The sequence below is a fragment of the Halothiobacillus diazotrophicus genome (assembly GCF_001663815.1).
In the GTDB taxonomy this organism is placed as follows: domain Bacteria; phylum Pseudomonadota; class Gammaproteobacteria; order Halothiobacillales; family Halothiobacillaceae; genus Halothiobacillus; species Halothiobacillus diazotrophicus.
The window spans coordinates 1,381,983-1,407,998 of record NZ_CP016027.1; the positions used below are offsets into that span (position 1 = coordinate 1,381,983).

Annotated in this window: 20 protein-coding genes; 15 read left to right on the top strand and 5 right to left on the bottom strand. The window is 54.8% G+C overall.

Translation table 11 applies throughout. The features are described 5' to 3' along the window. The first annotated feature begins 32 nt into the window (after window positions 1-32). The 10 genes from A9404_RS06165 (at window position 33) to A9404_RS13520 (ending at window position 15,954) form a co-directional block, all read left to right on the top strand. Entirely contained in the window at window positions 33-5,261 is a 5,229-nt protein-coding gene (locus A9404_RS06165; protein ID WP_066099381.1) for a DUF6531 domain-containing protein, read from the top strand. 14 nt (window positions 5,262-5,275) lie between these two features. Next, window positions 5,276-5,974: a hypothetical protein gene (locus A9404_RS13385; protein ID WP_156521261.1), complete on the top strand. Its 699-nt coding sequence runs from the start codon at window positions 5,276-5,278 to the stop codon at window positions 5,972-5,974. 261 nt (window positions 5,975-6,235) lie between these two features. Continuing rightward, a complete protein-coding gene (locus A9404_RS06170; protein WP_156521262.1) occupies window positions 6,236-6,928 on the top strand; it encodes a thioredoxin domain-containing protein in 693 nt (230 codons plus the stop codon). Window positions 6,929-7,181: 253 nt separating this feature from the next. Then, window positions 7,182-11,717, top strand: a complete 4,536-nt coding sequence (locus A9404_RS06175) for an RHS repeat-associated core domain-containing protein (RefSeq protein ID WP_082922785.1) — start codon at window positions 7,182-7,184, stop codon at window positions 11,715-11,717. Between the two features lie 21 nt (window positions 11,718-11,738). Beyond that, window positions 11,739-12,662 (top strand): hypothetical protein, encoded by a 924-nt coding sequence (locus tag A9404_RS06180; RefSeq protein ID WP_066099384.1) that lies wholly within the window; start codon window positions 11,739-11,741, stop codon window positions 12,660-12,662. 255 nt (window positions 12,663-12,917) lie between these two features. Continuing rightward, window positions 12,918-13,427 carry an IS110 family transposase gene (locus A9404_RS06185; RefSeq protein WP_197490455.1) on the top strand — a complete coding sequence of 170 codons (510 nt, stop codon included), beginning with the start codon at window positions 12,918-12,920 and terminating at the stop codon, window positions 13,425-13,427. 241 nt (window positions 13,428-13,668) lie between these two features. Continuing rightward, window positions 13,669-14,301: a hypothetical protein gene (locus A9404_RS06190; protein WP_066099386.1), complete on the top strand. Its 633-nt coding sequence runs from the start codon at window positions 13,669-13,671 to the stop codon at window positions 14,299-14,301. A gap of 234 nt (window positions 14,302-14,535) precedes the next feature. Continuing rightward, window positions 14,536-14,772 (top strand): hypothetical protein, encoded by a 237-nt coding sequence (locus tag A9404_RS06195; RefSeq protein ID WP_066099387.1) that lies wholly within the window; start codon window positions 14,536-14,538, stop codon window positions 14,770-14,772. Window positions 14,773-15,037: 265 nt separating this feature from the next. Further along, window positions 15,038-15,754: a hypothetical protein gene (locus tag A9404_RS13390; RefSeq protein ID WP_156521263.1), complete on the top strand. Its 717-nt coding sequence runs from the start codon at window positions 15,038-15,040 to the stop codon at window positions 15,752-15,754. A gap of 71 nt (window positions 15,755-15,825) precedes the next feature. After that, complete coding sequence (locus A9404_RS13520; RefSeq protein ID WP_197490456.1) at window positions 15,826-15,954, top strand: hypothetical protein; 129 nt, start codon at window positions 15,826-15,828, stop codon at window positions 15,952-15,954. 526 nt (window positions 15,955-16,480) lie between these two features. Here the strand turns inward: A9404_RS13520 and A9404_RS06200 are convergent. Next, the gene (locus A9404_RS06200; RefSeq protein WP_066099388.1) at window positions 16,481-17,668 is read right to left on the bottom strand and encodes an IS110 family RNA-guided transposase; all 1,188 of its coding nucleotides are present in this window, start codon (window positions 17,666-17,668) and stop codon (window positions 16,481-16,483) included. Window positions 17,669-18,021: 353 nt separating this feature from the next. Between A9404_RS06200 and A9404_RS06205 the strand changes: the two genes are divergently transcribed. Then, window positions 18,022-18,276, top strand: a complete 255-nt coding sequence (locus tag A9404_RS06205; RefSeq protein ID WP_066099389.1) for a hypothetical protein — start codon at window positions 18,022-18,024, stop codon at window positions 18,274-18,276. Window positions 18,277-18,290: 14 nt separating this feature from the next. Then, window positions 18,291-18,983 carry a hypothetical protein gene (locus A9404_RS06210; RefSeq protein ID WP_066099390.1) on the top strand — a complete coding sequence of 231 codons (693 nt, stop codon included), beginning with the start codon at window positions 18,291-18,293 and terminating at the stop codon, window positions 18,981-18,983. 27 nt (window positions 18,984-19,010) lie between these two features. On the opposite strand, the gene A9404_RS06215 is transcribed toward A9404_RS06210, so the two are convergent. Both A9404_RS06215 and A9404_RS06220 read right to left on the bottom strand, forming a co-directional pair. Next, window positions 19,011-20,921: a methyl-accepting chemotaxis protein gene (locus A9404_RS06215; RefSeq protein ID WP_066099391.1), complete on the bottom strand. Its 1,911-nt coding sequence runs from the start codon at window positions 20,919-20,921 to the stop codon at window positions 19,011-19,013. Between the two features lie 450 nt (window positions 20,922-21,371). Beyond that, the gene (locus A9404_RS06220) at window positions 21,372-21,764 is read right to left on the bottom strand and encodes a YkgJ family cysteine cluster protein (protein WP_082922787.1); all 393 of its coding nucleotides are present in this window, start codon (window positions 21,762-21,764) and stop codon (window positions 21,372-21,374) included. A gap of 361 nt (window positions 21,765-22,125) precedes the next feature. Between A9404_RS06220 and A9404_RS06225 the strand changes: the two genes are divergently transcribed. Then, complete coding sequence (locus tag A9404_RS06225; RefSeq protein ID WP_066099393.1) at window positions 22,126-22,494, top strand: DUF423 domain-containing protein; 369 nt, start codon at window positions 22,126-22,128, stop codon at window positions 22,492-22,494. Between the two features lie 43 nt (window positions 22,495-22,537). Here A9404_RS06225 and A9404_RS06230 read toward each other — a convergent pair whose 3' ends face one another. Further along, a complete protein-coding gene (locus A9404_RS06230; protein ID WP_066099394.1) occupies window positions 22,538-23,452 on the bottom strand; it encodes a LysR family transcriptional regulator in 915 nt (304 codons plus the stop codon). 128 nt (window positions 23,453-23,580) lie between these two features. Between A9404_RS06230 and A9404_RS06235 the strand changes: the two genes are divergently transcribed. Further along, window positions 23,581-24,960 carry a ribulose-bisphosphate carboxylase gene (locus A9404_RS06235; RefSeq protein WP_066099395.1) on the top strand — a complete coding sequence of 460 codons (1,380 nt, stop codon included), beginning with the start codon at window positions 23,581-23,583 and terminating at the stop codon, window positions 24,958-24,960. Here the strand turns inward: A9404_RS06235 and A9404_RS06240 are convergent. Beyond that, entirely contained in the window at window positions 24,951-25,160 is a 210-nt protein-coding gene (locus tag A9404_RS06240; RefSeq protein ID WP_066099396.1) for a hypothetical protein, read from the bottom strand. The two genes, A9404_RS06235 and A9404_RS06240, sit on opposite strands and share 10 nt — an antisense overlap. A 47-nt stretch (window positions 25,161-25,207) precedes the next feature. On the opposite strand from A9404_RS06240, the gene A9404_RS06245 reads away from it, so the two are divergent. Then, on the top strand, window positions 25,208-26,011 hold the full coding sequence (locus A9404_RS06245; RefSeq protein ID WP_066099397.1) for a CbbQ/NirQ/NorQ/GpvN family protein: 804 nt from the start codon (window positions 25,208-25,210) through the stop codon (window positions 26,009-26,011). Window positions 26,012-26,016 lie beyond the last annotated feature (5 nt).

The following is a 26,016-nucleotide window of genomic DNA, read 5'->3' on the forward strand; positions in this document are numbered from 1 at the left end:
AGGATTGCAGATCAAACGGAATAGATGGATCTATGATGAACACGAACAATCGCCTCCGCCCCATCCTCCTGTGGCTTGCCCTGCTTGCCAGCGTCACGCCGCTCCCCCAAGCAGCCCATGCCTGTGGGGCTGGCAGCTCGGGCGCCACCTGTGGCGGCGCCGGGGTCGCCAGCCTGGGCAATAGTTCCGGCACCAATCAGGGGGGCGGCAATCCGATCAATGTCATCACCGGCAATAAGTTTGAGCAGGAAGTGGATTTGCCTGCCCTGCCGGGGGTGCTCGGGCTGGAGATCGTGCGCTATTACAACAGCGCCCTGGCGTCCCCTCAGGCGACCGGTCGGACGATCGGCCGGGGTTGGCGCCTTTCTTATGAAACGCAGTTGTATCCGGTGCGCAATACTTTGCAGATCATGCAGGCCGATGGCACTCGGATTATTTTTGTCCGCAATGCCAAGGATCCCAGTCAGTGTGCGACGAAAGACCCGACCAACGGCTCGGTGCGGGAACTGCCGTCGTCCGAGGGCGGCGGCTATGTCTGGACCTGGGCCGATGGCCGCAAGCTGAAATTTAACTGGCAGGGCAAGCTTGTGCGGATTACGGCCCCCACGGGGGAGTTCGTTCGCCTTGAGCACAATATGGCGGGGGCGCTGGTGAAGGTGACCGATCCCGAGGGACGCAGTCTGACGCTGCATTATCCGAAGGTGTCGTCCGGCTCCCCGAGCGGGTCTGTCAATCCGACGTTCGATGGGGTGCACGCTATCGATAGTCCGGTGGGTCGGTTTGTTTATACCTATGGCAGCCCGGTACCCCAGGGTTTTACGGGCGATCGGGGTCTGTTGGCGGCTAATCTTTCGGCGGTGACGCTGCCCAATGGGGTCAGCCGGCATTATCTGTATGAGGATCCCCGCCATCCGAGCTTTTTGACGGGGTTGAGTGTGACGGCGAAGGCCGTGGATGGGGTGGCGCCGCCGAGCCGGCGCATCCGCACCTGGGCTTATGACAAACAGGGTCGGGGGATTCTCAGTGTCCTGGGCAAGCCCCGGCAGTTGGATGACAAGGGGGATGTCCTGCCCGGCACGGGGATTGGTCAGGTGGATTTCGCGTACCCCTCGCCATCCAAGACGGTGCTCACCAACAGTCTCGGTCAGAAGACGGTCTTTACCCATACGGTCATCGGTCAGGAGAATCGCCTGCTGGAAGTGCGAGGAGCGGGCTGTACGGGTTGCGGCACGCCAAATCGTCGTTATGGCTACGATAAGCTGGGGCGGATGATCGACGAAACTCGGCTCGCCCCGGAAGGGCGCCCTCTGAGTTCCACCCAAACCCGTCGGGACGCCCTGGGTCGCCCCATCGAAATCCGCCAGATCGAGTACCTCCACGGCAAACCGCAGCCCGCCCGTCCGTTGGTGCGCTACACCTATGCCGGCGAGGCCATCGAGCCAAACCAGATCATTCGCCCCAGCGTGGTACCGGGCAAGGAATTCGTCACCCACATCGCCTACAACGCCGTCGGCCAACCCACCCAAGTGACGGAATCGGGCTTCAGCCCCATCGATGCCCAAGGCCACCCGCAACCCACCGCCCTCACCCGCACCACCACCTATACCTATCAAACCATCAACGGCCGCAGCCTGCTCACCCGCATCGATGGCCCCCTGCCCGATGGGCCAAAACAATCCCCGGCCGATTCGGATATCACGCAGTTGGAATGGGATCAGAAAAGCACCCGACTCATCCAGATCATCGACCCGATGAATCGGACTGTACGGTTAACCTACGATGCACAGGGACGCCCTCAAACCATCACCCGCCAGTTTGACAACGAAGTACATCGCGATGTCATGCACTACACGGCGCTGGGTCAAGTGGCCACGCTGTCGGAGGAAATCCTTTCACCGGGCAAACACGACGTTTTGGTCGAACGTACCCGTCATGCCGGCTTCGATGCCGAAAACCAGCTCACCCAAATCATCTGGCCGGATCAAAGCCGAACGCGAATCGACTACAGCGCCGCCGGCCGCCCGAAGCCGATCCCATTGGCCGATGGGCAAGTGCTCCGTTTTCTGTCTCAACCCCCGGGCAATACTCAGCCACCGACGGGCAAAATCAGCACGTCGGCCAAGGTAATAACTTCCGCACAGAAACTCGACACCACCTGGGGCAAACCCGGTACGGCGGCACAAAATCACGTACTGCAATTCAAGGCAGACGGCAAAACCGCCGAGCGTCGCTTTGATGACTTCGGCCGTGTCGTTGCCATCAAGGATCCGGGCCAAACTTGGCAGACAGCCCGCTACGATGCGGCAGACCGTCTGATCGAAAAAACCGATCCGCTCGGCAATCGCAGCCAGGCGCAGTACGATTTGGCTGGCAGACTGATTCGCATGTTGCGAACGGCAGCCGGTGCGAATGAGCCCGAGCAAACCGTGCAACTGCACTGGGTCGGCCCGAATCTGACGGAAGAAACCGTCCGCAACGGCGGCGCTCACGGCCCCCTACTGCACCGTACCCAACGCAGTTATACCCTGTGGGGACAACTGGCCAGCGAACAGGTTACGATCCCCACGCTGGATCAAACCCATCCGGTCCGCATGCAGCGGCATCTGTACTACAGCAGTACCGGACAACTGCTCAGCCAGACCCTGCCCAACGGCCAGCGGCTGGCCTACCGCTACTATGCCGCCAATGCCCAACACCCCGATGTTGAGGGCCAGCTTGCCGAAATCGATTTGATCAATTGGCCAGCATGGCTCGATCCGTTGCTCACCCGACTGCCCGAAGCCAACCAACCCAAAACAGTGCTGGTCCACTTCAGTCCAAATGTTGACCCGCAGCCCGCCGGTAATAGCGACGCCACCGCCCTACCCCCCGAGCCGCAACCGGGTATGGCCCTGCGAGCGCCAGGGCAACAATTCGATGCCGCCGGATTGCCGCATCGCCTGAATACCGACAAAGGCAATCTACAGCTGATCTGGAATGCCGCCGGACAATTAACCGCCGTCAACGATGCGACAGGGCAAAGCCTCGCCCGCTATACCTACGATGCTCAAGGTCGGCGAGCCAGCAGCCGCACATCTGAAGGCATCACCTATTTCTTCTATGCGGGCACCCAATTGCTGGCCACAGCCACACAAAGCCCCGAAGGCCATACCCGCATCACCGGCGAATACGTCTATGCCGGCTATCGCCCCATCGCCTGGCTCAAACCCCCATCAGCCCCGAACAATCTGACCGAGCTGTTGGCAGCAATCGGCCTAAAATTCCCAGCCACAGCTTATGCCTTGAATACCGATCACCGGGGTGCGGTGCTGACCGTCACCGCTCTGAACCACAATGGGGTACAGCAAAGCCCGCTCTGGCAATCGCATATCAACGCTTGGGGCAAAGCCTCACCCGAAGGCAACACCCAATTCGACCCGCACCTGCGCCTCGTCAACCAGTACGCCGATACAAACACGGGCCTGAGCTATAACCTCGCCCGCTACTATGATCCAATCACCGGGCGCTACATCAGCCCCGATCCCGCCGGCATCGCCGACAGCATCGATAGCAAAACCCCGCAAAACCTTAAACTTGACACCACCGCCTATGTCAGCGGCCAACCTCTGCTGTACTTCGACCCAGACGGGGCAGCGAAAATTACTTATTACCTCATTGATTCAACACCAAATAGAATACTTTCAGCAACACCCGGAACAGTGAATACCCAGGGGCGGTGGGCATTTTGGATTCGTGGAACCAAGGATGGGGGCAACTTACTTTACGATGCGGGGGGCTCATTTTTCGCCCAGTCAAACCTCTATCAAGATAAGGCCTTATTTAACAAAACGTCACCAGATAACGTCTATGCCAACTGGCTGGACAGCACCATGTCAACCTTTGCCCCGAAAGGCACAGACCTGGTACGAGATTTCATAAATTACTATCTGTACGACATGATCTCACCGCCGAGCTTTACACTAAACATAAGCGATCAACATGCAGCCGCACTCATCGCAGACGTACTTAACGCCGGAAACGTACATTCAAAATATTGGTGCAGTAGCAGCAAACCCCAGCTCCTCTACCCTTCCGTGACATTAGCAAATCATGGACCGCTCTATCCCGGAGGGAAAAAGGGGCAAAACGATACGTCTACCGGCGCGGTGGTACCACAAGGGCAGGATACCGTGCAGTGCACGGAAGCAATGACTCCTAATCGCCGTTTCGACCGACTGAAAGCAGCAATTGAAATGCAGGAAACCAAGGGCAAAAGTTGCGCCAAAACAGGCTGCCCGACGAATACCAGTAATTTCCTGGGCGAAGTCAGTAAACGAAATCACAACCCTAAACAACCAGCAAGTTATGGCAAGACGCAGTTCACCGCAGCGACACTTATCGATGAAGTCTTAATCAGTTCAGCTCCACCGGTAAAACTGCCCGCCAGCAACAGTAAAAAACCTTTGAGAGCATTACTACATCCACGCTACAGCAAGCGCGAATTAGTAATCCTAGGTCTCGAAGATGCAAATGGGAACGACACTGGATTAATCAGGAGATTAAACCAAGCAAAAATACGCATATCAGCTGTGAAAAACTGGATAGGTAACAATATTTATGCCACCACAAACATCATCAAGATTCCACAGCCAACCCTATATAATTTTGCACGAGACACAGGGCTAGGATGGCGAGAAATCAACGTAGCTCCGCCTGCCACAGCAAATTATTCCATAACAAGACAGTATTATGTTCGCATAATAAGATACTTGAAGCTACAAAACCTAATAAATCCTTACATAAGACAGTCAGGGGGGAGTTCAAAAACGGCCTGGAGCAGCATTAAGGCGAATCCATCAGATTACAAAAAAATCAAGAAACTGCTCTCTGAATTAGGCATGAGTGAGAGGGGGCTCAATCCTTACCTGACGGTAAAAATGTGGAATGAAGGCTGGAATGCCCTATACAATGCCGCTATATTCACGGACAACGACCTGAAAAAGTGGATGCTAACCCATTCAAATTCAATTTTCAAAAACATGCATAATTTCAATACGGTTTCTGGCTTAAGAATGAGAAGAATGATTGCCAGATATCACGACCAAAGACCCAAAGAAACCGAAGAAACGATCGTAAGGCGATACGCAAATTTCCACAATGGATACGGATCAACAATTTCACATACAAGCTACAGCAACAGTGTAGTGAAATACTGGAAACAAGCCGACTGCATCAATATAGATACCACACGATTCAGCCTAGACCCCAAGCGAACCCCTTAATGAGGAAACCAATTATGCGCCCACTCCTTTTATTATTTATTGCACTTAGCCTGTCCGCAGCCCTAACGCCTGCAGCATCCGCACTACAAGAAAGTGATCTGACAACTACACCACCCTCTTGCAATGGAAAAATAAAACACCCAAGGGACAACAGAGGAGAGCTTATAACAGATCCCCACTGGATAGACATCAACGGTGACGGGGAATGCGACATCATCTCAGGAGGAAAAAAACTTAGCACTGGATTCATTAAAAACCCTGACTCATATTATTTACAAAAAAATGGCTATTTTGCTTACCATGGTGTTTTTCCAATGGGTGACGAAGGAATTTTAGCAATATATTACGTTAAATTAGAAAGAAAACCATACCTAGTCACTCAAGATACTGGCCGAAACAATATTCCAGGCACATCAATCCTGCACTGGAACTCCACAAAAAACAACTTCGACTGGATCGGAGGTAGCAATGAAAACCCCATAGCGCTTACTGTGCTAAAATTCCACGTAAATTATTTAATAAATAGATCTAAAATCGCGATCAATAAACACAATGATGAAGCAGTCTCACTCTATGATGATTTGGTTGGATATATTGTAGATACGCTGCGATTCAACGACGCACCAAAATCAGTGCAAAACTATTTTCAACAAAAACAAGAACTACTAGGAGACTTAATTAGAGACGCAAACCTTAAAGGGTATATTCAATAACACAAATATTCTGCTCAATCCCCGCAGATCAATCCCAGCCTCAGCCTGACGGAGCCGGTCTCCCTCATCGTTTGGACACTGATAATGGCAAATTTAAAATGGGACCATGATGTTAGTTGCTCTACCAGACAACCCGCACAAAATAGGATGATTTTTCCTTGGAATAATAAAATTGGCGCATTTAAAATAGTGGATAAACCCGATACTTGCGAAGTCGTGGATTTCAACTATTGGACAATTCAGCCACGTTGCACAAACTAAGTGATTTACCCCGCATTGCTTGAAAAGGAGTTCTCGATGCAGTATTTCTTACCCATTCCAACAGTTCTGAGCATCCTGCTTGTCATTGTGTCGCTTTCAGGATGTGCACAGTTCCTCGATCAACCCGGATCTGCCGACGGACCACACCCCGTCGACTGGGCGGTTCAGAAGGATTTTTATACCCGCCTGATGGCTTTGCCTGGCATCGATACAGGCTCGGTGTACTGCGATAGACATATGGTGATTCTGTTTGATCCGGACTGCCCGGCATGTACCGAGCAGTGGCGCATATTGCAGCCTTATTTCACCCGGGCTCGCATTCACTGGGTACCCATAGGAATGACCGAGACAAGTATCCAGCGTGGGGCTGCTTTGCTTGCCGCCATCAACCCATCTGCCGCTTTGTTTGCGAATTTTGACCGGTTCGACTCATCAGGACAGACCGGTGGCTACCCCATCGGAGACCCGCCGCAGTGGGCGGTGGAAAACGTCCGGGCGAACACGCAAAGCGCGGTGGTCCGTGAATACATCTGGGGCACGCCTACATTGGGCATTGAATTGGCACCCGATCGTTACTTTGGTTTCACGGGGGTGATGCCGGCCGATGAAATCGGCCCCATCCTGAATTCCGTCCGTTTTATCCGTGCGGCGCCGAACCACGGGTTCATGGCCATCAAGCACCGCCATCACTGAATCAAGGCGTGATCGGTATCCGTGCGATCAAATCTTGAACCGTTTGACCAGCGATTCCAGTTGTTCGGCCAAAGAACGAACCTCGGCGCTAGACTGCGCCGTGCGGCTCGCGGCATCTGCTGTTTCGTCGGCGATTTTTGCGATCCGGTTGACTGAACGGTTCGTCAATCAATGGGGTCGAAGTCGTCGATTCAAAATACATACGCGCCTAGCCCGTTTTGCCCCACAACCTTCATTCTAAATAGATGGATCTATGATGAACACGAACCGCCGCCCACTGCTGCTTGTCTTCTGCCAGATCTGCTGTTTGGCCCTCTCGGCCATGACGGTCTTCGTTCCGATTGAGGCTCATGCCTGCGGCGCCGGCAGCTCGGGCGCCACCTGTGGCGGCGCCGGGGTCGCCAGCCTGGGCAACAGCTCCGGCACCAATCAGGGCGGCGGCAATCCCATCAACGTCATCACCGGCAATAAGTTCGAGCAGGAAGTGGATTTGCCCGCCCTGCCGGGGGTGCTCGGGCTGGAGATCGTGCGCTATTACAACAGCGCCCTGGCGTCCCCTCAGGCGACCGGTCGGACGATCGGCCGGGGTTGGCGCCTTTCTTATGAAACGCAGTTGTATCCGGTGCGCAATACTTTGCAGATCATGCAGGCCGATGGCACTCGGATTATTTTTGTCCGCAATGCCAAGGATCCCAGTCAGTGTGCGACGAAAGACCCGGCCAACGGCTCGGTGCGGGAACTGCCGTCGTCCGAGGGCGGCGGCTATGTCTGGACCTGGGCCGATGGCCGCAAGCTGAGGTTTAACTGGCAGGGCAAGCTTGTGCGCATCACGGCGGCCACGGGCGAGATACTGCGTCTTCAGCACAACATGGCCGGCGAATTGGTGAAGGTGACCGATCCCGAGGGACGCAGTCTGACGCTGCATTATCCGAAGGCGTCGTCCGGCTCCCCGAACGGGGCGGTCAATCCGCCGTTCGATGGGGTGCACGCTATCGACAGCCCGGTGGGTCGGTTTGTTTATACCTATGGCAGCCCGGTACCCCAGGGTTTTACGGGCGATCGGGGTCTGTTGGCGGCTAATCTTTCGGCGGTGACGCTGCCCAATGGGGTCAGCCGGCATTATCTGTATGAGGATCCCCGCCATCCGAGCTTTTTGACGGGGTTGAGTGTGACGGCGAAGGCCGTGGATGGGGTGGCACCAACGAGCCGGCGCATCCGCACCTGGGCTTATGACAAACAGGGCCGGGGGATTCTCAGTGTCCTGGGCAAGCCCCGGCAGTTGAATGACAAGGGGGATGTCCTGCCCGGCACAGGGATCGGTCAGGTCGATTTCGCGTACCCCTCGCCATCCAAGACGGTGCTGACCAACAGTCTCGGTCAGAAGACGGTCTTTACCCATACGGTCATCGGCCAGGAAAACCGCCTGCTGGAAGTGCGAGGAGCGGGCTGTACGGGTTGCGGCACGCCGAATCGCCGCTATGGCTACGACAAGCAGGGGCGGATGATCGCCGATACTCGGCTCGCCCCGGACGGTCACCCCCTGAGCACCACCCAAACCCGTCGGGACGCCCTGGGTCGCCCCATCGAAATCCGCCAGATCGAGTACCTCCACGGCAAACCGCAGCCTGCCCGTCTGTTCGTGCGCTACACCTATGCCGGCGAGGCCATCGAGCCAAACCAGATCATTCGCCCCAGCGTGGTACCAGGCAAGGAATTCGTCACCCACATCGCCTACAACACCGTCGGCCAACCCACCCGGGTCACCGAATCGGGCTTTAGTCCCATCGATGCCCAAGGCCACACGCAACCCACCGCCCTCTCCCGCACCACCACCTATACCTACCGAACCATCAACGGCCGCAGCCTGCTCACCCGCATCGATGGCCCCCTGCCCGATGGGCCAAAACAATCCCCGGCCGATTCGGATATCACCGAAATTAAGTGGGACAAGCAAGGTAACTTCCCAACAAAGATCATCAATCCAACTGGTTTAACCCAACAAATAAACACACGGGATGATGCCGGCCGCCCTACCCTCGTGACAAATATCGATGGCCAGCCGACCCGGCTGGCCTACGCCTACACAGGTCAGGCTACGCAAATCGAGCACGAGCAACGCAAGGTGCAGATCACCTACGATGCACGCATGCAACCGGTTGCACTACAGAACAATGCCGGTCAGACCATCCGCATCAACTACCAGCCCGAACAAGGCAAGCTCAGTTATACCCTGCCCGACGGACAAACACTGGCGGAGCACTACAACACCGAAATGCGAGTTACCGCCACAGACTGGCTGGGGCATCAGGGGCAAACGCTGGGCAACCCCACGCGCTACCACTATGACACCCAAACCGGCTTGCTGAGTGGCATCACCCAGCCAAGCGGCCTTCAAATCAGCTTCAATTACAACGCCCTTGGTGAATTGAATCATTGGCAACAAGGCAAGATCAAAGGCCAACAACATTTCGACCCTATGGCAAGGCTACTGAGCGCCGATGTCTCAGGTACAAAATATAGCGCGGGCGTGGACAAACGAAATGGCGCACTGGCACTGACTCTACCCACAGGGGCGGTGCATACCCAACTGACAGACGATTTTGGCCGCGTGGTACAGCAAACAAGCCCAGAGCGCGGTACACGCACGGCACGCTACGACCTTACCGATCACACGATCGAAGTTCGTGATGCGTTGCGCGTGATGACAGCGCGCTACGACATGGCTGGCCGAATCGTCGAGCGTGAGCACAAAGATCTGATCGACGGACGGACGCAGGGGGTTCGCTACGTCTGGCATGGCGCCTTGCTAGTAGAAATCGATGATGACGCCCAGCAGACCGAATACACCTACGATCAATACAGTCACCGCACCAGCGAACGGATCACATACAAAGCCACGCCAAACGCGGGCGCTACCAGCTACACCACCCTCTACCATTACGATCAACTGGGACGGCTCAATCGGGTCAAACTGCCCGAAGGCGCCACGCTGATCTACCGTTTCGATGCTATCAGCCGGGTGGTACAAACCGACTATCAGCCACCAGCCCTCACAGAGTGGGCCAAGGCTAGCCACCAGATTTGGAAGAACGAGGGCACGCGCCCCCTCATTTCAAATCTGAAAACCGATTCGGCACACGGACTATTGAGCTTCACGCACAGCAACGGCGAACGGGCCACCGCCCGTTATGATTCCGCCCTACGGCTCGTCGGGTGGCAAGACGGCTCGGCCCATACCCAGCTTAAATACAACCCCGATGGCGACATCAGCCAACTGGTGCGCAACCGGCAAATCCTGGGGCTTGATTACAACCCGCAGGGGCGTCTCGCGAAGGTTGTCGAAGGTAACCAGACCGAACACTTCGATCTGGACACCAACGGAAATCGGCTCAGTCAAACTCAGCCATCCGGTCAAACAGAAACCTACAAATATCGGCACGCCAGTGACCAATTACTCGCCGCTGGCTCCCAGAGTTACCGCTACAACAGTGTCGGCGAACCCGTTCAGATCGAAACGGGAACCGACACCCGTCATCTCAATTACGGCCCGATGGGCGAACTCGACTCGGTGTCGACCCAACAGGCGGGCAAGAAGCCATCAATTGCGATTTACCACTATAACCAGGATCTGCAACGTATCGCCAAAACGGTGAACGGACAAACGACCTTTTTCCTATGGCAGGGTGGACGGATATCGGCAGAAGCCGATGCCCACGGCCACATTCGCACCCGTTACCTGTATTTAGGCAACCGCCCGGTAGAAGTCATCAAATACAACACGCGAGGCCAGCCCCATATCTATGCGGTGCTAACCGACCATCTCGGCGCGCCACTCGCAGTGGCCGACGAGCACAAAAACATCGTATGGCAAGCGCAATACAACATTTATGGCCGTGCCACCGTGCGCGATCACAGCCTGCATAGTGGGGCCAGCCCACCGACTAATGCGATCTCGCGAATCTTCGGCATTACCGACGCCCAAGACAATATTCCCTCAGCAAACTTCCAATTCAACCTACGCCTCCCCGGCCAGTACGAAGATACCGAAACCGGCTACTACTACAACTTCCATCGCTACTACGACCCGAAAACCGGCAGATACCTCACACCCGATCCCATAGGGCTGGAAGGGGGTACGAACCTCTATGGGTATGTGGATGGGAATCCGGTAATGGCAAGCGATCCGCTTGGATTGGATTGGGAGGCGGCAGACGGGAACGTTCCTGGATGGGCTAACCGGCTTATCGTGGGCTATCGTGTACACCAGATGTTTTCTAAATATATAAAAAAAAGAAATTTAGGATTCTTTACCGACTCTACTTACGATGGCACATTTGGCAGTCTGCGCCCTGATGTATACGACCCTATAGAAAAGAAAATCTGGGAATTGAAGCCGCTTGGCAATCGTGACAACCCAGCCGCCTATAAGATAATCACGAATCAAGTGGACAGATACGTGTCTATCGCCAACAGAGCAGTTAAAGTTAATGACCCGCAGGCCCGGGAATGCGGGGGATGGAGCAAAGGAGCAACAAATGCTTTGTTTAATCAGGGTCAACGATTGGGGTATGTGCAAATTGGGGAAGGGCCGTTTCGTCGAGTCTACGAGATTACATTGTGGCGGGATAAAGCTAGCCATGGGGTTGACACAGGTCTGGTTTTTTATCGTGCTGATTTGATAGAAAATCCGGCAGGTAAATTTTTCGATTCTGTATTAAAAACCCTGGCCAATGCACCAGTAAAATGGGTTATCACACCACTACCCTTTCGCATACCAGTTTTACCCTAGTCCTTAGCGAGGTACTGATGAATGGAAAATGAAAGCAGGCAACTGCCGGTAGCATTGACCCAGAGTGCAGAATATGCAGACCAATGGCACACCTACTTCAGCAGCGTCAAACCGATCGACGACGCCTTCATCGCCCGCGGCTTTAAGGCCGTCAAGGCTTATATAGATCGCGATGAGGAACTTTGCGGAACGGGAAGCTATGCCACGATGATCTATCAACTTTCTCATCAACAGAAAATCGACGAGTGGCGGACAGTGGGCGATGCCTTATTTCAAGAAATGATGGTTTATGAGGAGCAAGGCGAGATAATCCCAAGTGGCTACATAAAACGTATTATCGATCATCCCGTTTTGGCATGCCACGCCAAGCTGAATTTATTAAGCCGGTGCTTTAAAGAAGAATATTATTCGCGTGTTATACCTCATTTGCCAGCCCTACGCGATGCAAGACTGGAAGAGCGCAGGCAGTTAGCTACAATATGGGGACAGCAGCCCCTTGCGCGACTTCAAGAGAATAGTGCCATTAACTTACGCAAGGAAGTAATGAACAGCGTATTCACCGATGCGTTTGGTGCTTTGGGCTTCGAGAAACGAAGCACAAAGGCAGGTGTGATTCGCATGCATAAACCCCTTACGAGTCAATTCGCAATGATTGTAGAGCCGGATAATTACTGTTTGCTTCGCAGGGGTATTTGCGACTCCGGGGAGAAATACGATGAACTATATGGCGCCGATAATTTGAACTGGATGACATATATAGGCTCGACCAATAAAAAAGACCGAACCAATTGGCTGACCTTCATCCCTCCTTTCCATAGTTACCCTTTTTCTCTTTACGGATACTTCAGAAGCACCCATGAGATGGAGGTTTCAATCAGGGCAAAGGCTTTGATATATGAGTTACTCATCTCTCCTTTTGAGAAAATATTTAAGAAATATGGATAAATAGGGCCGGACAACTGGGGTCTATCTTAGGATTTTGCAGGGCAAGGGCGTGTCAGATCGTCTAAACTGAGCCTGTGATGAGGGTGTGGCTCATGGGGTTCGCGCCTCTTCTCGGATGCTCAACTCTGAAATGCCGCCCTCGTCACCCTGCATCATCCGAAACGTCTGCCGTGGATGATGCCAGCCGAACCGGCCGTGGCTACGAGATAGACAAGACGTTGGATGATTACCAACCTTGTTTTTCTGGAGGATGCCATGAACGACAGCATTCGTGTGGCCGTTGATGTCGGTAGCCGTCAGCATCGGGTGGCGGTCAGTGACGCGACCGGGCACCTGCTCGATGAATTTTCCATCGACCATCATCACCTCGGTTTTTCCCATTTTTTTGATCGCGTCGGGCGCCATGGCGCCGCCGATGTACGCGTAGCGATGGAAGGTTTTAATGGTTGGGCCCGGCCGTTGGATCAGGCGGTGCTCGCCCGCGGTTGGCGTCTTTACAACGTCAACAACCTCAAATTGGCTCGGTACAAGGAGATTTTCCCCGCGCCGGCCAAGACCGATGCCATCGATGCCCGGCGCATGCTCGAATTGTTCTCCCTGGCCGAGCAGCGTCCCTTGGCACGTAATGCGCTGGTGGAGATCCAATCGGCCAGCGCGGCCCAACGCCAACTCAAATACCTGACGCGCCGCCGACGTATTCTCGTGACCGAACGCGCTCAGAGATCAATAGGGTCAGAGCCATTGATAATCAAATTGCCGAACTAATTATTTTATCACCGCACGCAAATTTAGCCTACTTAACCAGGAACCAGGAACCAGGAACCAGGAACCAGGAACCAGGAACCAGGAACCAGCTTCCTTATTGCATTTAGATCATACTTTGTCAACCACATGATCCAATCTGAAGCCTTTTTAATCAAGTAATCAATGGCTCTGACACCATTGATCCAATCTGAACCCATTGATCCAATGAAACCACTCAAACTCAACTAAGGATCATCACGCGATGAAAATCACTCGATATCTATTAATCACACTGGTTTTAGTCATCATGGTGGTCGGGCGGCAGGCTGCATCCGCCGAAACCGCAACGGCAGGAAGCATGACCGATCAGGAAATCCTTCAGCGATTCCAATTAATGAAGCCGCAGCAATGTAAACGAGTTGGGCAAAAAAATGAACCGCCCGAGCATATCGACACGCCTGTATATGGTGAGCGGTTTCACCTAGACCTAGATGGCGATGGCACATGCGAAATACTAGATGTGTGGGTTGATCGAGTCACTCCTGATCCAGACGATTATCGCCTGGATGGGATGAGCGCCATTTATAGGTACCACAAGAAACATTGGGTTCAGTCCTATGGACTGCCATGTAAACCAGAATATCAAATCTTTGACAGGGAAAATAAGACGATATATTACCTACTCGATTTTCACGGCAATACTTATAACAGCGCTGAAGGTATTTATTATATGGATGGTGGGTGGGAAATTAGTCATGCTGGACTACGTGGCGGAATTCGGCCATGTAGTGTCAGCTTTGTGTGCAAGGGCGTGAATTTCGAACATGTTGCCAACGTACTCTTGAAAAAGCAAAAGTCCGCCGAAGCTAATAAGCTGGAATCCAAAAAGCAATGAGATTATTGGGATACACCTTTTTAATCAACGACAATTGGGGTCGACAACTGGGGTCAGAGTAAAATTAAACATGACTTCATGTCCCTTGGCTTCCGCCCTCGCCGTTATGTCAGCGTCCGGAACTCGATAATCTCGGTAAACTAGCCATCGCGAATTTCTTTCTCTGAAGGGATTTCATAACTCAGAAGTCGGTAATTTTACTCTGACCCCAATTATTCGCGATAGGAGAAAGTCATGTGGAAGTGTATTGGTTGGGTCGCTGATGGAGAACCCCTGACCATCGATGGGGTAAACGTGTGGAATTATAAATGGAAAATGCTAGATAAGATGGTGACCGTGAAGGATCCTCTTTATGGAAAAGAGCACAAATTTGAAGTTTGGAGAATAGAACCAGGTAAGGGGAAATATCCCATAGAATTCGCGGCAGGAGAATTTTCTAACTTAATATGGGGCTTTTACGTAGAGATATGATCGACAATTGTGGTCAGAGTAAAATTAAACATGACTTCATGTCCCTTTGCTTCCACTCTCGCTGTTTTGTCAGCGACCGGAACTCGATAATCTCGGTAAACTAGCCATCGCGAATCTCTTTCTCTGAAGGGATTTCATAACTCAGAAGTCGGTAATTTTACTCTGACCCAATTATTCGCAACAGTGTAGTTAAATACTGGAAACAAGCCGACTGCATCAATATAGATACCACACGATTCAGCCTAGACCCCAAGCGAACCCCTTAATGAGAAAATTAATTATGCGCCCGCTCATTTTATTATTTATTGCACTTAGCCTGTCCGCAGCCCTAACGCCTGCAGCATCCGCACTACAAGAAAGTGATCTGACAACTACACCACCCTTTTGCAAGGGGAAAATAGAACACCCAAGGGACGATAAAGGAGAACTTATAACGGATCCCCACTGGATAGATATCAACGGTGACGGGGAATGCGACATCATCTCAGGAGGAGAAGAACTAAGCACTGGAGTCATTAAAAACCCTGACTCATATTATTTCCAAAAAAATAGAAATTTTGCTTACCAGGGCGTTTTCCCAGAAGGGGATAAAGGAATCTTAGCGATTTATTACGTTAAATCTGAAAAGAGGCCATACCTCGTAACACAGCATACGGATTCTCTCAGCACTGGGGCACCATCGATTCTACGATGGAACCCCAAGAAAAAAAATTTCTCTGGAGTAGAATTATGGATTAATGGAGATCCAGCAGCACTAACCGTCCTAAAATTCCACGTAAACCACTTAATTAAGCTAACCAAAATAGCAATTAAAGAACATAACGGCGGAACAGCATCACTCTATGACGATTTGGCTGACTTTGTTGCAAATGCAGTCTCGGACACCTATTTACCTGAAGCCGTGCAACACTATTTTCAACAAAAACAAGAACTACTAGGAGACTTAATTAGAGAGGCGAACCTTAAAGGGTACATTCAATAACACAAGTATTCTGCTCAATCCCCGCAGATCAATCCAAGCCTAAGCCCGACGGAGCCGGTTGCCCTCATTGTTTGGACATCGATAATGGCAAACTCAGGCTGACCTGGGATGCGGCCGGGCATCTGACCGCTATCGACACGGCCGACGGTCAACGCCTGGCAACCTACACCTACTATGCCGAGGGACGACGCGATCAATAGGTTCACGACAATTTGGGTCAGAGTAAAATTAAACATGACTTCATGTCCCTTGGCTTACGCCCTCGCCGTTTTGTCAGCGTCCGGAACTCGATAAACTCGGTAAACTTGCCATCGCGAAGCTCTTTCTCTGAAGGGATTTCATAACTCAGAAGTCGGTAATTTTACTCCGACCCCAATTATTTCAACAAATCCCTTACGATATAATTTGTGTTGAGATATCGACGGTTGAGGACGATTGGATGCGGAAGAACGGCCAGCTGAGTTTTACGGATGCGGAGTTGAGGCTGAAGAAGAAGCAGACCCGTCGAAGGATCAATAGGGATCAATAGGGTGGGATCAATAGGGTCAGAGTCGTTGATAACCCACTTGCTGAACACATTCATTTGCCACGGAACGCAAATTTAGCCTACTTAACCAGGAACCAGCTCCCTTATTACATTTAGATCATACTTTGCCAACCACATGATCCAATCTGAAGCCTTTTTAATCAAAATAATCAATGACTCTGAACATCCCTCTTGTATTTTCAAGTTGTTTTCGCCGTTATTCTGTAATCACGTTGCTTCGTGAGCATACGCCAGATCACACGCGTCAAATGGCGGCCCAAGGCTCTGACGGCTTGGTTGTGTCGTTTTCCCTGACTTCGTTTACGCTCGTAGAAGGTCCGTGACTGCTCGACGCACCGCATGTGCCTGACCACGCAGGTCATCATGGCACTTTGACATCGGGTGTTGACGCATTTGGGCAAGGCGGCGCGTTGCATCATGCCGGAACTTCGATCCAGGGGGGCCATACCCAAGTACAAGGCGAGGCTGGCCTCGCTGTTGAATCGCGATAGATTGCCGATTTCCCCGGATAGTTCTGCCGCGCTGATCGGGCCGAATCCCGGTATCGTGCACAGGCGCTGCGTCATCGGGCAATCAGCTGCTGTGGCTTCGATGCGCTGATTCAGTGCGTTCAGGCGCTCATCGAGTTCGAGTATGGCCTGGGCGTCGGCGACGATATCGGCATCGTACAGGTCGATATCTGGGCCGAAGGTGGCCTGCGCCTGCCAGGTGCGTATGCGTGGTGCCGTTTTTGCGCCGACCCCAGGCAGGGCTGCGATCGTTTTCGCCTGCAATCGGGGCAATGCCGTCAGGCGCTGGCGACACGTGAGGAAACGAAGAAACCAGCGGTTGGAAACGGCGCCCGTGAGGGCCAACAAGTCGGGACAGACCGCCTGCAGATCGACGCGAAGACGGACCAAGCGCTGAGCGCGTTCGGTCACGAGAATACGTCGGCGGCGCGTCAGGTATTTGAGTTGGCGTTGGGCCGCGCTGGCCGATTGGATCTCCACCAGCGCATTACGTGCCAAGGGACGCTGCTCGGCCAGGGAGAACAATTCGAGCATGCGCCGGGCATCGATGGCATCGGTCTTGGCCGGCGCTGGGAAAATCTCCTTGTACCGAGCCAATTTGAGGTTGTTGACGTTGTATAGACGCCAGCCGCGGGCGAGCACCGCCTGATCCAACGGCCGGGCCCAGCCATTAAAACCTTCCATCGCTACGCGTACATCGGCGGCGCCATGGCGCCCGACGCGATCAAAAAACTGGGAAAAACCGAGGTGATGATGGTCGATGGAAAATTCATCGAGCAGGTGCCCGGTCGCGTCACTGACCGCCACCCGATGCTGACGGCTACCGACATCAACGGCCACACGAATGCTGTCGTTCATGGCATCCTCCAGATATAACAAGCTTGGAAATCATCCAACGTCTTGTCTATCTCGTAGCCACGGCCGGATCGGCTGGCATCATCCACGGCAGACGTTTCGGATGATGCAGGGTGACGAGGGCGGCATTTCAGAGTTGAGCATCCGAGAAGAGGCGCGAACCCCATGAGCCACACCCTCGTCACAGGCTCAGTTTAGACGATCTGACACGCCCTTGCCCTGCAAAATCCTAAGATAGACCCCATTGATCTATAGATGCCCTACTTTACCGACAGCAATTTGGCTGCGTGGGAATAAAATTTGCCACTTATTCGCCCGAGTCTTCTGCCCCCAAAGTGACGTACGTATTCGATCGTATGTATCGACAAAAGCACCTGCTCTTTGTGATTGTTGCGTGGAAGATCAACAACCGGGGTGCGGGTGTGATCGGAACGTTGTATCAAGTTTATGCCTATGAAAAGGATGGGAAAGGTGGGCTCAAGGTGGACAAGGAGATCGTGACCAGGAATGACATGACCGGGATCGAAGGAACCGATCAAAATTTGCCATCCCATTTCCACGGCAAAACCCCGTCAGAAGTCGACGAGCTTCTGGGCTTAAAACCGAAATAACATCCACCACGTATATGGTTCAACGCACATTGTTTGAAATGGAGTTCACAATGCAGTTTTTCTCAGCCATTCCACCCCTTCTGAGCATCCTGCTTGTCGTTGTGTCGCTTCAAGGGTGTGCACAGTTCCTCGACCAACCCGGATCTGCCGGGGGACCACACCCCGTCGACTGGGCGGTTCAGAAGGATTTTTATACCCGCCTGATGGCTTTGCCTGGCATCGATACAGGCTCGGTGTACTGCGATAGACATATGGTGATTCTGTTTGATCCGGACTGCCCGGCATGTACCGAGCAGTGGCGCATATTGCAGCCTTATTTCACCCGGGCTCGCATTCACTGGGTACCCATAGGAATGACCGAGACAAGTATCCAGCGTGGGGCTGCTTTGCTTGCCGCCATCAACCCATCTGCCGCTTTGTTTGCGAATTTTGACCAATTCGACACATCAGGACAGGCCGGTGGCTACCCCATCGGAGATCCGCCGCAGTGGGCGGTGGAAAACGTCCGGGCGAACACGCAAAGCGCGGTTGTCCGTGAATATATCTGGGGCACGCCTACATTGGGCATTGAATTGGCACCCGATCGTTACTTTGGTTTCACGGGGGTGATGCCGGCCGATGAAATCGGCCCCATCCTGAATTCCGTCCGTTTTATCCGTGCGGCGCCGAACCACGGGTTCATGGCCATCAAGCACCGCCATAACTGAATCAAGGCGTGATCGGTACCCGTGCGATCAAATCTTGAACCGTTTGACCAGCGATTCCAGTTGTTCGGCCAAAGAACGAACCTCGGCGCTGGACTGCGCCGTGCGGCTCGCGGCATCTGCTGTTTCGTCGGCGATTTTTGCGATTCGATTGACTGAACGGTTCAGGTCTTCGGCCACGGAGCTTTGTTCGTCGGCCGCACTGGCGATATGGGTCGTCATGTTCGTGATCGATCCGACCGAGTCGGCAATCAGGTCGAGTGCGCCACCCGCCTTTTGCGCCTGGCTCACACAACCTTCGGTTCTGGCCTGCCCTTCTGCCATTTTGCTTGCGGTATCCACGGCGGCCTGTTGGAGATGTTCGATCATGTGCTCGATCTCCTGCGTCGACTTGGCAGTGCGCTGTGCCAGCGTACGGACCTCTTCGGCCACCACGGAGAAGCCTCGTCCGTGCTCGCCGGCTCGTGCCGCTTCGATGGCGGCATTCAGGGCCAGCAGGTTGGTTTGCTCGGCGATGTCTCGAATCACGTCGAGCACAGCACCGATCTTTTTACTATCGGCCTCAAGTACCTGCATGGCACCGGCCACTTCGCGAACCTCGGCAGCCATGGTCTTGATTTCCTGAATGGTGCGGTTGACCTCTTCGTGGCCGTTTTTCGCTTCCCGATCCGCACTGGCGGCTGATTCCGCTGCACTGGCCGCGCTGCGGGCAACTTCCTGCACGGTGGCGGCCATTTCCGTAATTGCGGCGGCCACCTGCTCGGTTTCGGAGGCCTGTCGGGCGGCATCTCGACCTGTTTCGGCAGTGATTTCCCCCATCTGGTTGCCGCTTTCATCCAGGCTTCGCGTCAATTCGAAGATGCGCCGCACCAATTCCTGAATCTTGGTCACAAACTCGTTAAAGCTCACCGAAAGCTCGGCGACTTCATCACGACCGGTCACGGTCAGGCGCTGGGTCAGGTCGCCCTCGCCCTGAGCGATCCCCTGCAGCATGGCGACCGTCTCCTTCATCGGCTTGGTGATTCCCCGACCGATCAAGGCTGCCACGGAGGCACCGATCAGCAATGCCAGCAAGGCGATGCCAAGCACGGTATCCCGCGCCGCACTGATCATGCTGGCGTAGTGGCTTCGATCCATGGCGATTTCCAGAACACCCATCGGCTTACCGGAATAATCGCGAATCACATTGGCATAAATCGCGGTGGGAACATCCTGGAACGTGATCTGGCGAATGACTTCCTTACCCTCCAGGGCTTGACGCATTTCATCCGGAGAAAACAGGGACTCCTCGCCAAACGTGCTCGCAAATGGCTTGAACTTGTCGCCATCGGGCAGCCAGAGACCGACGTTGACTGAGTAACGGCGCTTGAACTGTTCAAGGAATGGGAGACCGAAGGATGAGCCCAGCTCGACCGAACCAATCTGTTTGCCCTGATAAGTCACGGGCACCACACCACGGATACCGATACCTGCCACACCACGTTCGAGACCCCGTACGGCCTTGCCGTCCTTGTTGACCTCGACCACGGTATGGCGAAATGAGGAGAGATCATCGCCAAACTTTTCCGGCTTGTGTACGCGGAAAAACGACGTGGCCGGCGGGGTGTGAAACTGCATCTGCCGCGCGCCGTAATCCTTCTTCAGCACCTTGAAGGCGGGCACCAGCATGGCGCCGATTCGGTCGCGATCACCATCGGCCATCGCCTTCTGCAAATCCGGGATGTTGGCCAACAGGGTTGCCACCACCTCGGATGTCTTGCCCTCTGCCGCAATATCGGCCTGCAGACTCTCGTAGAGCCTGCTCATCTCTCGGTGCTCGGCATCGCTGCCCAGGGCATTCAACTTGGTCAACATGATCGGCACGATCACCGCCAGGGCGAGTATGAGCACCAAGCCAGAACCGAGGCTGATACGGGTACCCACCTTAAAATTGCGCAGCATGACTTCGTCTCCTAATCGCCAGCATGAATCTGATGCCGCAATGAGTCACGGCAGATTGAACGAGTGCCGCATTGCGGACAGCACCTATCGTCAACAAGGCATGAATCCATACCCGGCTACCCGGGCGTCGCCTAATAATGCGCGGCCCGGACACCGCACTGAGTAATATAGTCGGCAATTATGCCGCGCCCTTGAGATTTTTTTCGATCCGTTGACCATTGACACGCCAAAGCGGCCAATAAAAACAATATGTTAATTTATTAGAATATTATTATTTACAAATCAAACGGATCGAATGAAATAATCTCCTGACAATAATTTCTGGCGATAGATTTCCGCAACCCTATTCCGGCCATGCGGCTATTTTTTACTGCACAGAGAAAATTACCCGTCGTAATTAACCAACATCGACGGGCTTATCGCGTATTGCCAAACAGGCCTGCGAACAGATTAACCGGTGCCCGTACGACGCGGATCCTCGGTTTCCGGAGCGTCCGGCAGAACAGGTTCGATCGGTTCGAGGGGCGGCAGCCCATGCGCAGCGCGCGCACGGCCGCATTTCTCATCCGGCTGGCCGTTTTCGTCCCAGGGTTCCAGTTCCCGGCATGGCGTCGGGCGATTGGGGTAGATGGTGCAACTGACGCAATCGCCGATCTCGCCATCGAGGGCGACGCAGCGGAGCGGTTCGACGAGGGTACCTTTCATGGCCAGTCGATGCGGGTTGATCTGTTCGGTCATTTCGGGCGGCACGCGACCGTCGAGAAACGGTACCGATTCTGCCCAGTAGAAAGACACGCGGAAATAGGCGCAACACGCACCACAACCTTGACAGGGACTGCCCACGATCGCCTCGATTACTGTTGGATTTAGGGGATGGATATTGGGGGATGCACGGCGGAGAACCCGACGGCGGTGCGGATTCTAGATCCCGCCTGAAAAAAAAGAAATAGCGGTGTCGTTTGCCGTATTTGGGGCGCTCTGGAAGCGCGGGGTGTCAACGCCTAGCGAATGAAAAATCATGCCCTATCAGCCGGATATGCCGGGTCATCGATGAGCAGAAACGGCGCGGAGAAATTTCCCTCGCGGATAGCCCGATCATCCATCAATCAGCAACGGAAGCCCACGTACGCTTTCCTGGCACGGGGTGGGGAATGAAATATAATTTTCCGCGTCTGTCGGTCTTTCATTCAGGAGCAGGTAGCGAATGGAGCGGATGTTTTTTGTCTTGGGTGCGTTGTCGGCGTTCTTCGGCGTCGCGGCAGGCGCGTTTGCCGCGCACGGTCTGAAAGGTCGCATGAGCATGGAGATGCTGTCCGTCTTCGAGGTCGGGGTGCGGTACCAGATGTATCACGCCTTCGCACTGCTCATGGTCGCCTGGGCGCTGACGAAGTGGCCCTCCGCATTCATGACCGCGGGCGGAGTCCTTTTTGTGATTGGCACGATCCTCTTTTCCGGCAGTCTTTATCTGCTGAGCCTGACCGGGGTGACGTGGTTGGGCGCCATCACGCCGTTGGGCGGGGTCGCCTTTCTGGCGGGCTGGCTCTGCCTCGCCTGGGGCGCTTGGAAGGGCTGAGGGCGGGGCCCCGTGGTGCGGCCAGAGTTGCGCTCGAAATGCACTAGGGCTGCGCCAAGATCGGCGTCTCGCTCACCTCGGACAGCAAATAATCCTTGAATGCCTGGGATACCGGCGACAAACGCTTGTCGGCGCGCTGCACCACATACCAGTGCCGAATGATGGGGAATCCCTCGACCGGCAACACCACGAGACGCTTGAGCGCCAGTTCCAGTTCCAGGGTTTGCAGCGAGATGACGCCCAGTCCCAGTCCCGCCTGAACCGCCAGCCGCAACGCTTCGTTGCTGTTCATCTCCATGCTGGTACGGATCTCGATGTCGCGTGCGGCGAAGAATCGCTCCATGGCGGCTCGGGTGCCCGAACCTTCCTCCCGCACCACAAAAGCCTCGCTCGAGATTTCCTCGATGGACACCTGCGTTCGACCCGCCAGCGGATGATCGGGCGGCGCGATCACGACCAGGGGATTTTCCATGAATCGGGTCGCCGTCAGGCCCAGTTCCCGGGGCACCTGCCCCATGACGGCGAGATCGACCTTGTTGGCGGTGAGCAAGCCGAGCACTTCGGCCCGGTTGGACACGTCGAGATGAATGGCAACCTGCGGATACTGGTCGCGAAACCGAGCCAGTATGCCGGTAGCAACCGCATTGACGGTCGATGTCACCGCGAGATCGAGCTGCCCCTCGCTCACGCCTTTCATGCGGGACAACGCCGCGCCGAGATCCCGCAACTGCGCGGTGATGTTCTTGCTGGCGTGGAAGACGACGCGACCGGCATCCGTCAGAAAAATCCGCTTCCCCACCTGTTCGGTCAAATCCAGGCCCACGAACTTTTCCAGCTGCCGCACCTGCATGGAAACCGCCGGCTGGGTGAGGTAGAGCTCCTCGGCCGCCTTCGAGAAAGAGAGATGACGGGCAACCGCTTCGAAAACCATCAATTGGCGCAGGGTCAGACGACGCATATATCAAGCAAACCTTATACAAATCGTAATTACTATTGATTATCAATTATACAAGCGCGCTTTTATAGTCCCCACACATTTCAGGGGAATCTATCTCCTGAGCGTTTCCAACCTACAGGAGTCCGACCATGGATCAATCCGCACGTTATGCCGACCTCAGCCTGAGCGAAGAGGAACTCATTGCCGGTGGCAAGCACATTCTCGTTGCCTACAAGATGAAGCAGAAAGCCGGTTACGGCTATCTGGAATCTGCCGCCCACTTCGCGGCCGAGTCTTCCACTGGCACCAACGTCGAAGTGTCCACCACCGACGAATTCACCAAGGGTGTCGACGCGCTGGTCTACCACATCGACGAAGCCACCGAAGACATGCGGATCGCCTACCCGATCGAGCTGTTCGACCGCAACATCACCGACGGTCGCATGATGATCGTGTCCTTCCTGACGCTGGCCATCGGCAACAACCAGGGCATGGGCGACATCGAACACGCCAAGATGATCGACTTCTATGTCCCGCCGCGCGCGCTGCAGCTGTTCGACGGCCCGTCCAAGGACATTTCCGACATGTGGCGCATCCTCGGTCGTCCGATCGTTGATGGCGGCTACGTGGCCGGCACCATCATCAAGCCGAAGCTGGGCCTGCGTCCGGAACCGTTCGCCGAAGCGGCCTACCAGTTCTGGCTGGGCGGCGACTTCATCAAGAACGACGAACCGCAGGGCAACCAGACCTTCGCACCGCTGAAGAAAGTCATGCCGCTGGTCGCCGACGCCATGAAGCGTGCCCAGGACGAAACCGGTCAGGCCAAGCTGTTCTCCGCGAACATCACCGCCGACGACCATTTCGAAATGTGCGCCCGTGCGGACTTCATTCTCGAAACCTTTGGCCCGGACGCCGACAAGGTCGCGTTCCTGGTCGACGGTTACGTGGGCGGCCCGGGCATGGTGACCACCGCCCGTCGTCAGTACCCGAGCCAGTACCTGCACTACCATCGCGCCGGTCACGGTGCCGTGACTTCCCCGAGCGCCAAGCGTGGCTACAGCGCGTTCGTCCTGTCCAAGATGTCCCGTCTGCAGGGCGCTTCCGGCATCCACGTGGGCACCATGGGCTACGGCAAGATGGAAGGCGACGCCGACGACCGTCAGATCGCCTACATGATCGAGCGCGATGAAGCGCAGGGTCCGGTGTACTTCCAGAAGTGGTACGGCATGAAGCCGACCACCCCGATCATCTCCGGCGGCATGAACGCCCTGCGTCTGCCGGGCTTCTTCGAAAACCTGGGCCACGGCAACGTGATCAACACCGCCGGCGGCGGCTCCTACGGCCACATCGACTCTCCGGCAGCGGGTGCGCTGTCCCTGCGTCAGGCCTACGAGTGCTGGAAGGCCGGTGCCGATCCGATCGAATACGCCAAGGAGCACAAGGAATTCGCCCGCGCGTTCGAATCCTTCCCGGGCGACGCCGACAAGCTGTTCCCGGGCTGGCGCGAGAAGCTGGGCGTTCACAAGTAATCGGCCAAAAACCCGAAGGGGGCATTGCCTGCCAAGCCTCCTGAGGTCCAGACCGAATGCCCTCGGTTCGCCGAGGGTTTCTCATTCAATAAATCCTTTTGGGAACCGTTTTTTCGAATCGTCCTCGTGACGGCCATCTGGGCCATGTACATCCCAACGATGTGTGCATCGCCCAGCTTGCCGCCTCCGGCTTCACTCATGACCCATCGCCTGGGCCAACCAACCCAAATGCACAGGGAATCACGCCATGACCGATAAAGAACAGTACCGGATCCAGCAGGAGCCTTTTTATCAGCAGCAGACGAACGAGGTCGCGCTGTATGAGGCAGCCTACCGCCGGCGCCTGCCCGTGATGGTGAAGGGGCCGACCGGCTGCGGCAAATCCCGGTTCGTCGAATACATGGCCTGGAAACTGGGCAAGCCGCTGATCACCGTGGCCTGCAACGAGGACATGACCGCCTCGGATCTCGTTGGCCGTTACCTGCTCGACGCGAATGGTACACGCTGGTTGGACGGTCCGCTCACGACGGCCGCACGGATCGGTGCCATCTGCTATCTCGACGAGATCGTCGAGGCCCGTCAGGACACCACCGTGGTAATCCACCCGCTCACCGACCATCGGCGCACCCTGCCGCTCGACAAGAAAGGCGAGCTGATTCATGCCCACCCCGATTTCCAGCTGGTGATTTCCTACAACCCGGGCTACCAGACCCTGATGAAGGATCTGAAGCAGTCCACCAAGCAGCGATTCACCGGTTTCGATTTCGACTACCCGTCAGCCGCGCTGGAAACAGAGATCGTGGCGAAGGAAAGCGGTCTGGAAGCCGCCTCCGTCGCCCTTCTCGTCAAGATCGGCAACGTGGCCCGCAACCTGAAGGGCCACGGACTGGACGAAGGGATTTCCACCCGTCTGCTGGTGTATGCGGCCACCCTGATCCAGGACGGCGTAGCGCCACGGGATGCTTGCCGCATGGCGCTGGTTCGGCCGATCACCGACGATGCCGATATTCGCGAAACGCTGGATCACGCGATCGACGCCACGTTTGCGTAACGTGC

What these genes read in the sequence shown, in the direction of transcription:
- A9404_RS06165 (WP_066099381.1), top strand. Translation starts at nt 33, where the DNA reads ATGATGAACACGAACAATCGCCTCCGCCCCATCCTCCTGTGGCTTGCC.
- A9404_RS13385 (WP_156521261.1), top strand. Translation starts at nt 5,276, where the DNA reads ATGCGCCCACTCCTTTTATTATTTATTGCACTTAGCCTGTCCGCAGCC.
- A9404_RS06175 (WP_082922785.1), top strand. Translation starts at nt 7,182, where the DNA reads ATGATGAACACGAACCGCCGCCCACTGCTGCTTGTCTTCTGCCAGATC.
- A9404_RS06180 (WP_066099384.1), top strand. Translation starts at nt 11,739, where the DNA reads ATGGAAAATGAAAGCAGGCAACTGCCGGTAGCATTGACCCAGAGTGCA.
- A9404_RS06185 (WP_197490455.1), top strand. Translation starts at nt 12,918, where the DNA reads ATGAACGACAGCATTCGTGTGGCCGTTGATGTCGGTAGCCGTCAGCAT.
- A9404_RS06190 (WP_066099386.1), top strand. Translation starts at nt 13,669, where the DNA reads ATGAAAATCACTCGATATCTATTAATCACACTGGTTTTAGTCATCATG.
- A9404_RS06195 (WP_066099387.1), top strand. Translation starts at nt 14,536, where the DNA reads ATGTGGAAGTGTATTGGTTGGGTCGCTGATGGAGAACCCCTGACCATC.
- A9404_RS13390 (WP_156521263.1), top strand. Translation starts at nt 15,038, where the DNA reads ATGAGAAAATTAATTATGCGCCCGCTCATTTTATTATTTATTGCACTT.
- A9404_RS06200 (WP_066099388.1), bottom strand. Translation starts at nt 17,668, where the DNA reads ATGAACGACAGCATTCGTGTGGCCGTTGATGTCGGTAGCCGTCAGCAT.
- A9404_RS06205 (WP_066099389.1), top strand. Translation starts at nt 18,022, where the DNA reads ATGTATCGACAAAAGCACCTGCTCTTTGTGATTGTTGCGTGGAAGATC.
- A9404_RS06210 (WP_066099390.1), top strand. Translation starts at nt 18,291, where the DNA reads ATGGTTCAACGCACATTGTTTGAAATGGAGTTCACAATGCAGTTTTTC.
- A9404_RS06215 (WP_066099391.1), bottom strand. Translation starts at nt 20,921, where the DNA reads ATGCTGCGCAATTTTAAGGTGGGTACCCGTATCAGCCTCGGTTCTGGC.
- A9404_RS06225 (WP_066099393.1), top strand. Translation starts at nt 22,126, where the DNA reads ATGGAGCGGATGTTTTTTGTCTTGGGTGCGTTGTCGGCGTTCTTCGGC.
- A9404_RS06230 (WP_066099394.1), bottom strand. Translation starts at nt 23,452, where the DNA reads ATGCGTCGTCTGACCCTGCGCCAATTGATGGTTTTCGAAGCGGTTGCC.
- A9404_RS06235 (WP_066099395.1), top strand. Translation starts at nt 23,581, where the DNA reads ATGGATCAATCCGCACGTTATGCCGACCTCAGCCTGAGCGAAGAGGAA.
- A9404_RS06240 (WP_066099396.1), bottom strand. Translation starts at nt 25,160, where the DNA reads ATGAGTGAAGCCGGAGGCGGCAAGCTGGGCGATGCACACATCGTTGGG.
- A9404_RS06245 (WP_066099397.1), top strand. Translation starts at nt 25,208, where the DNA reads ATGACCGATAAAGAACAGTACCGGATCCAGCAGGAGCCTTTTTATCAG.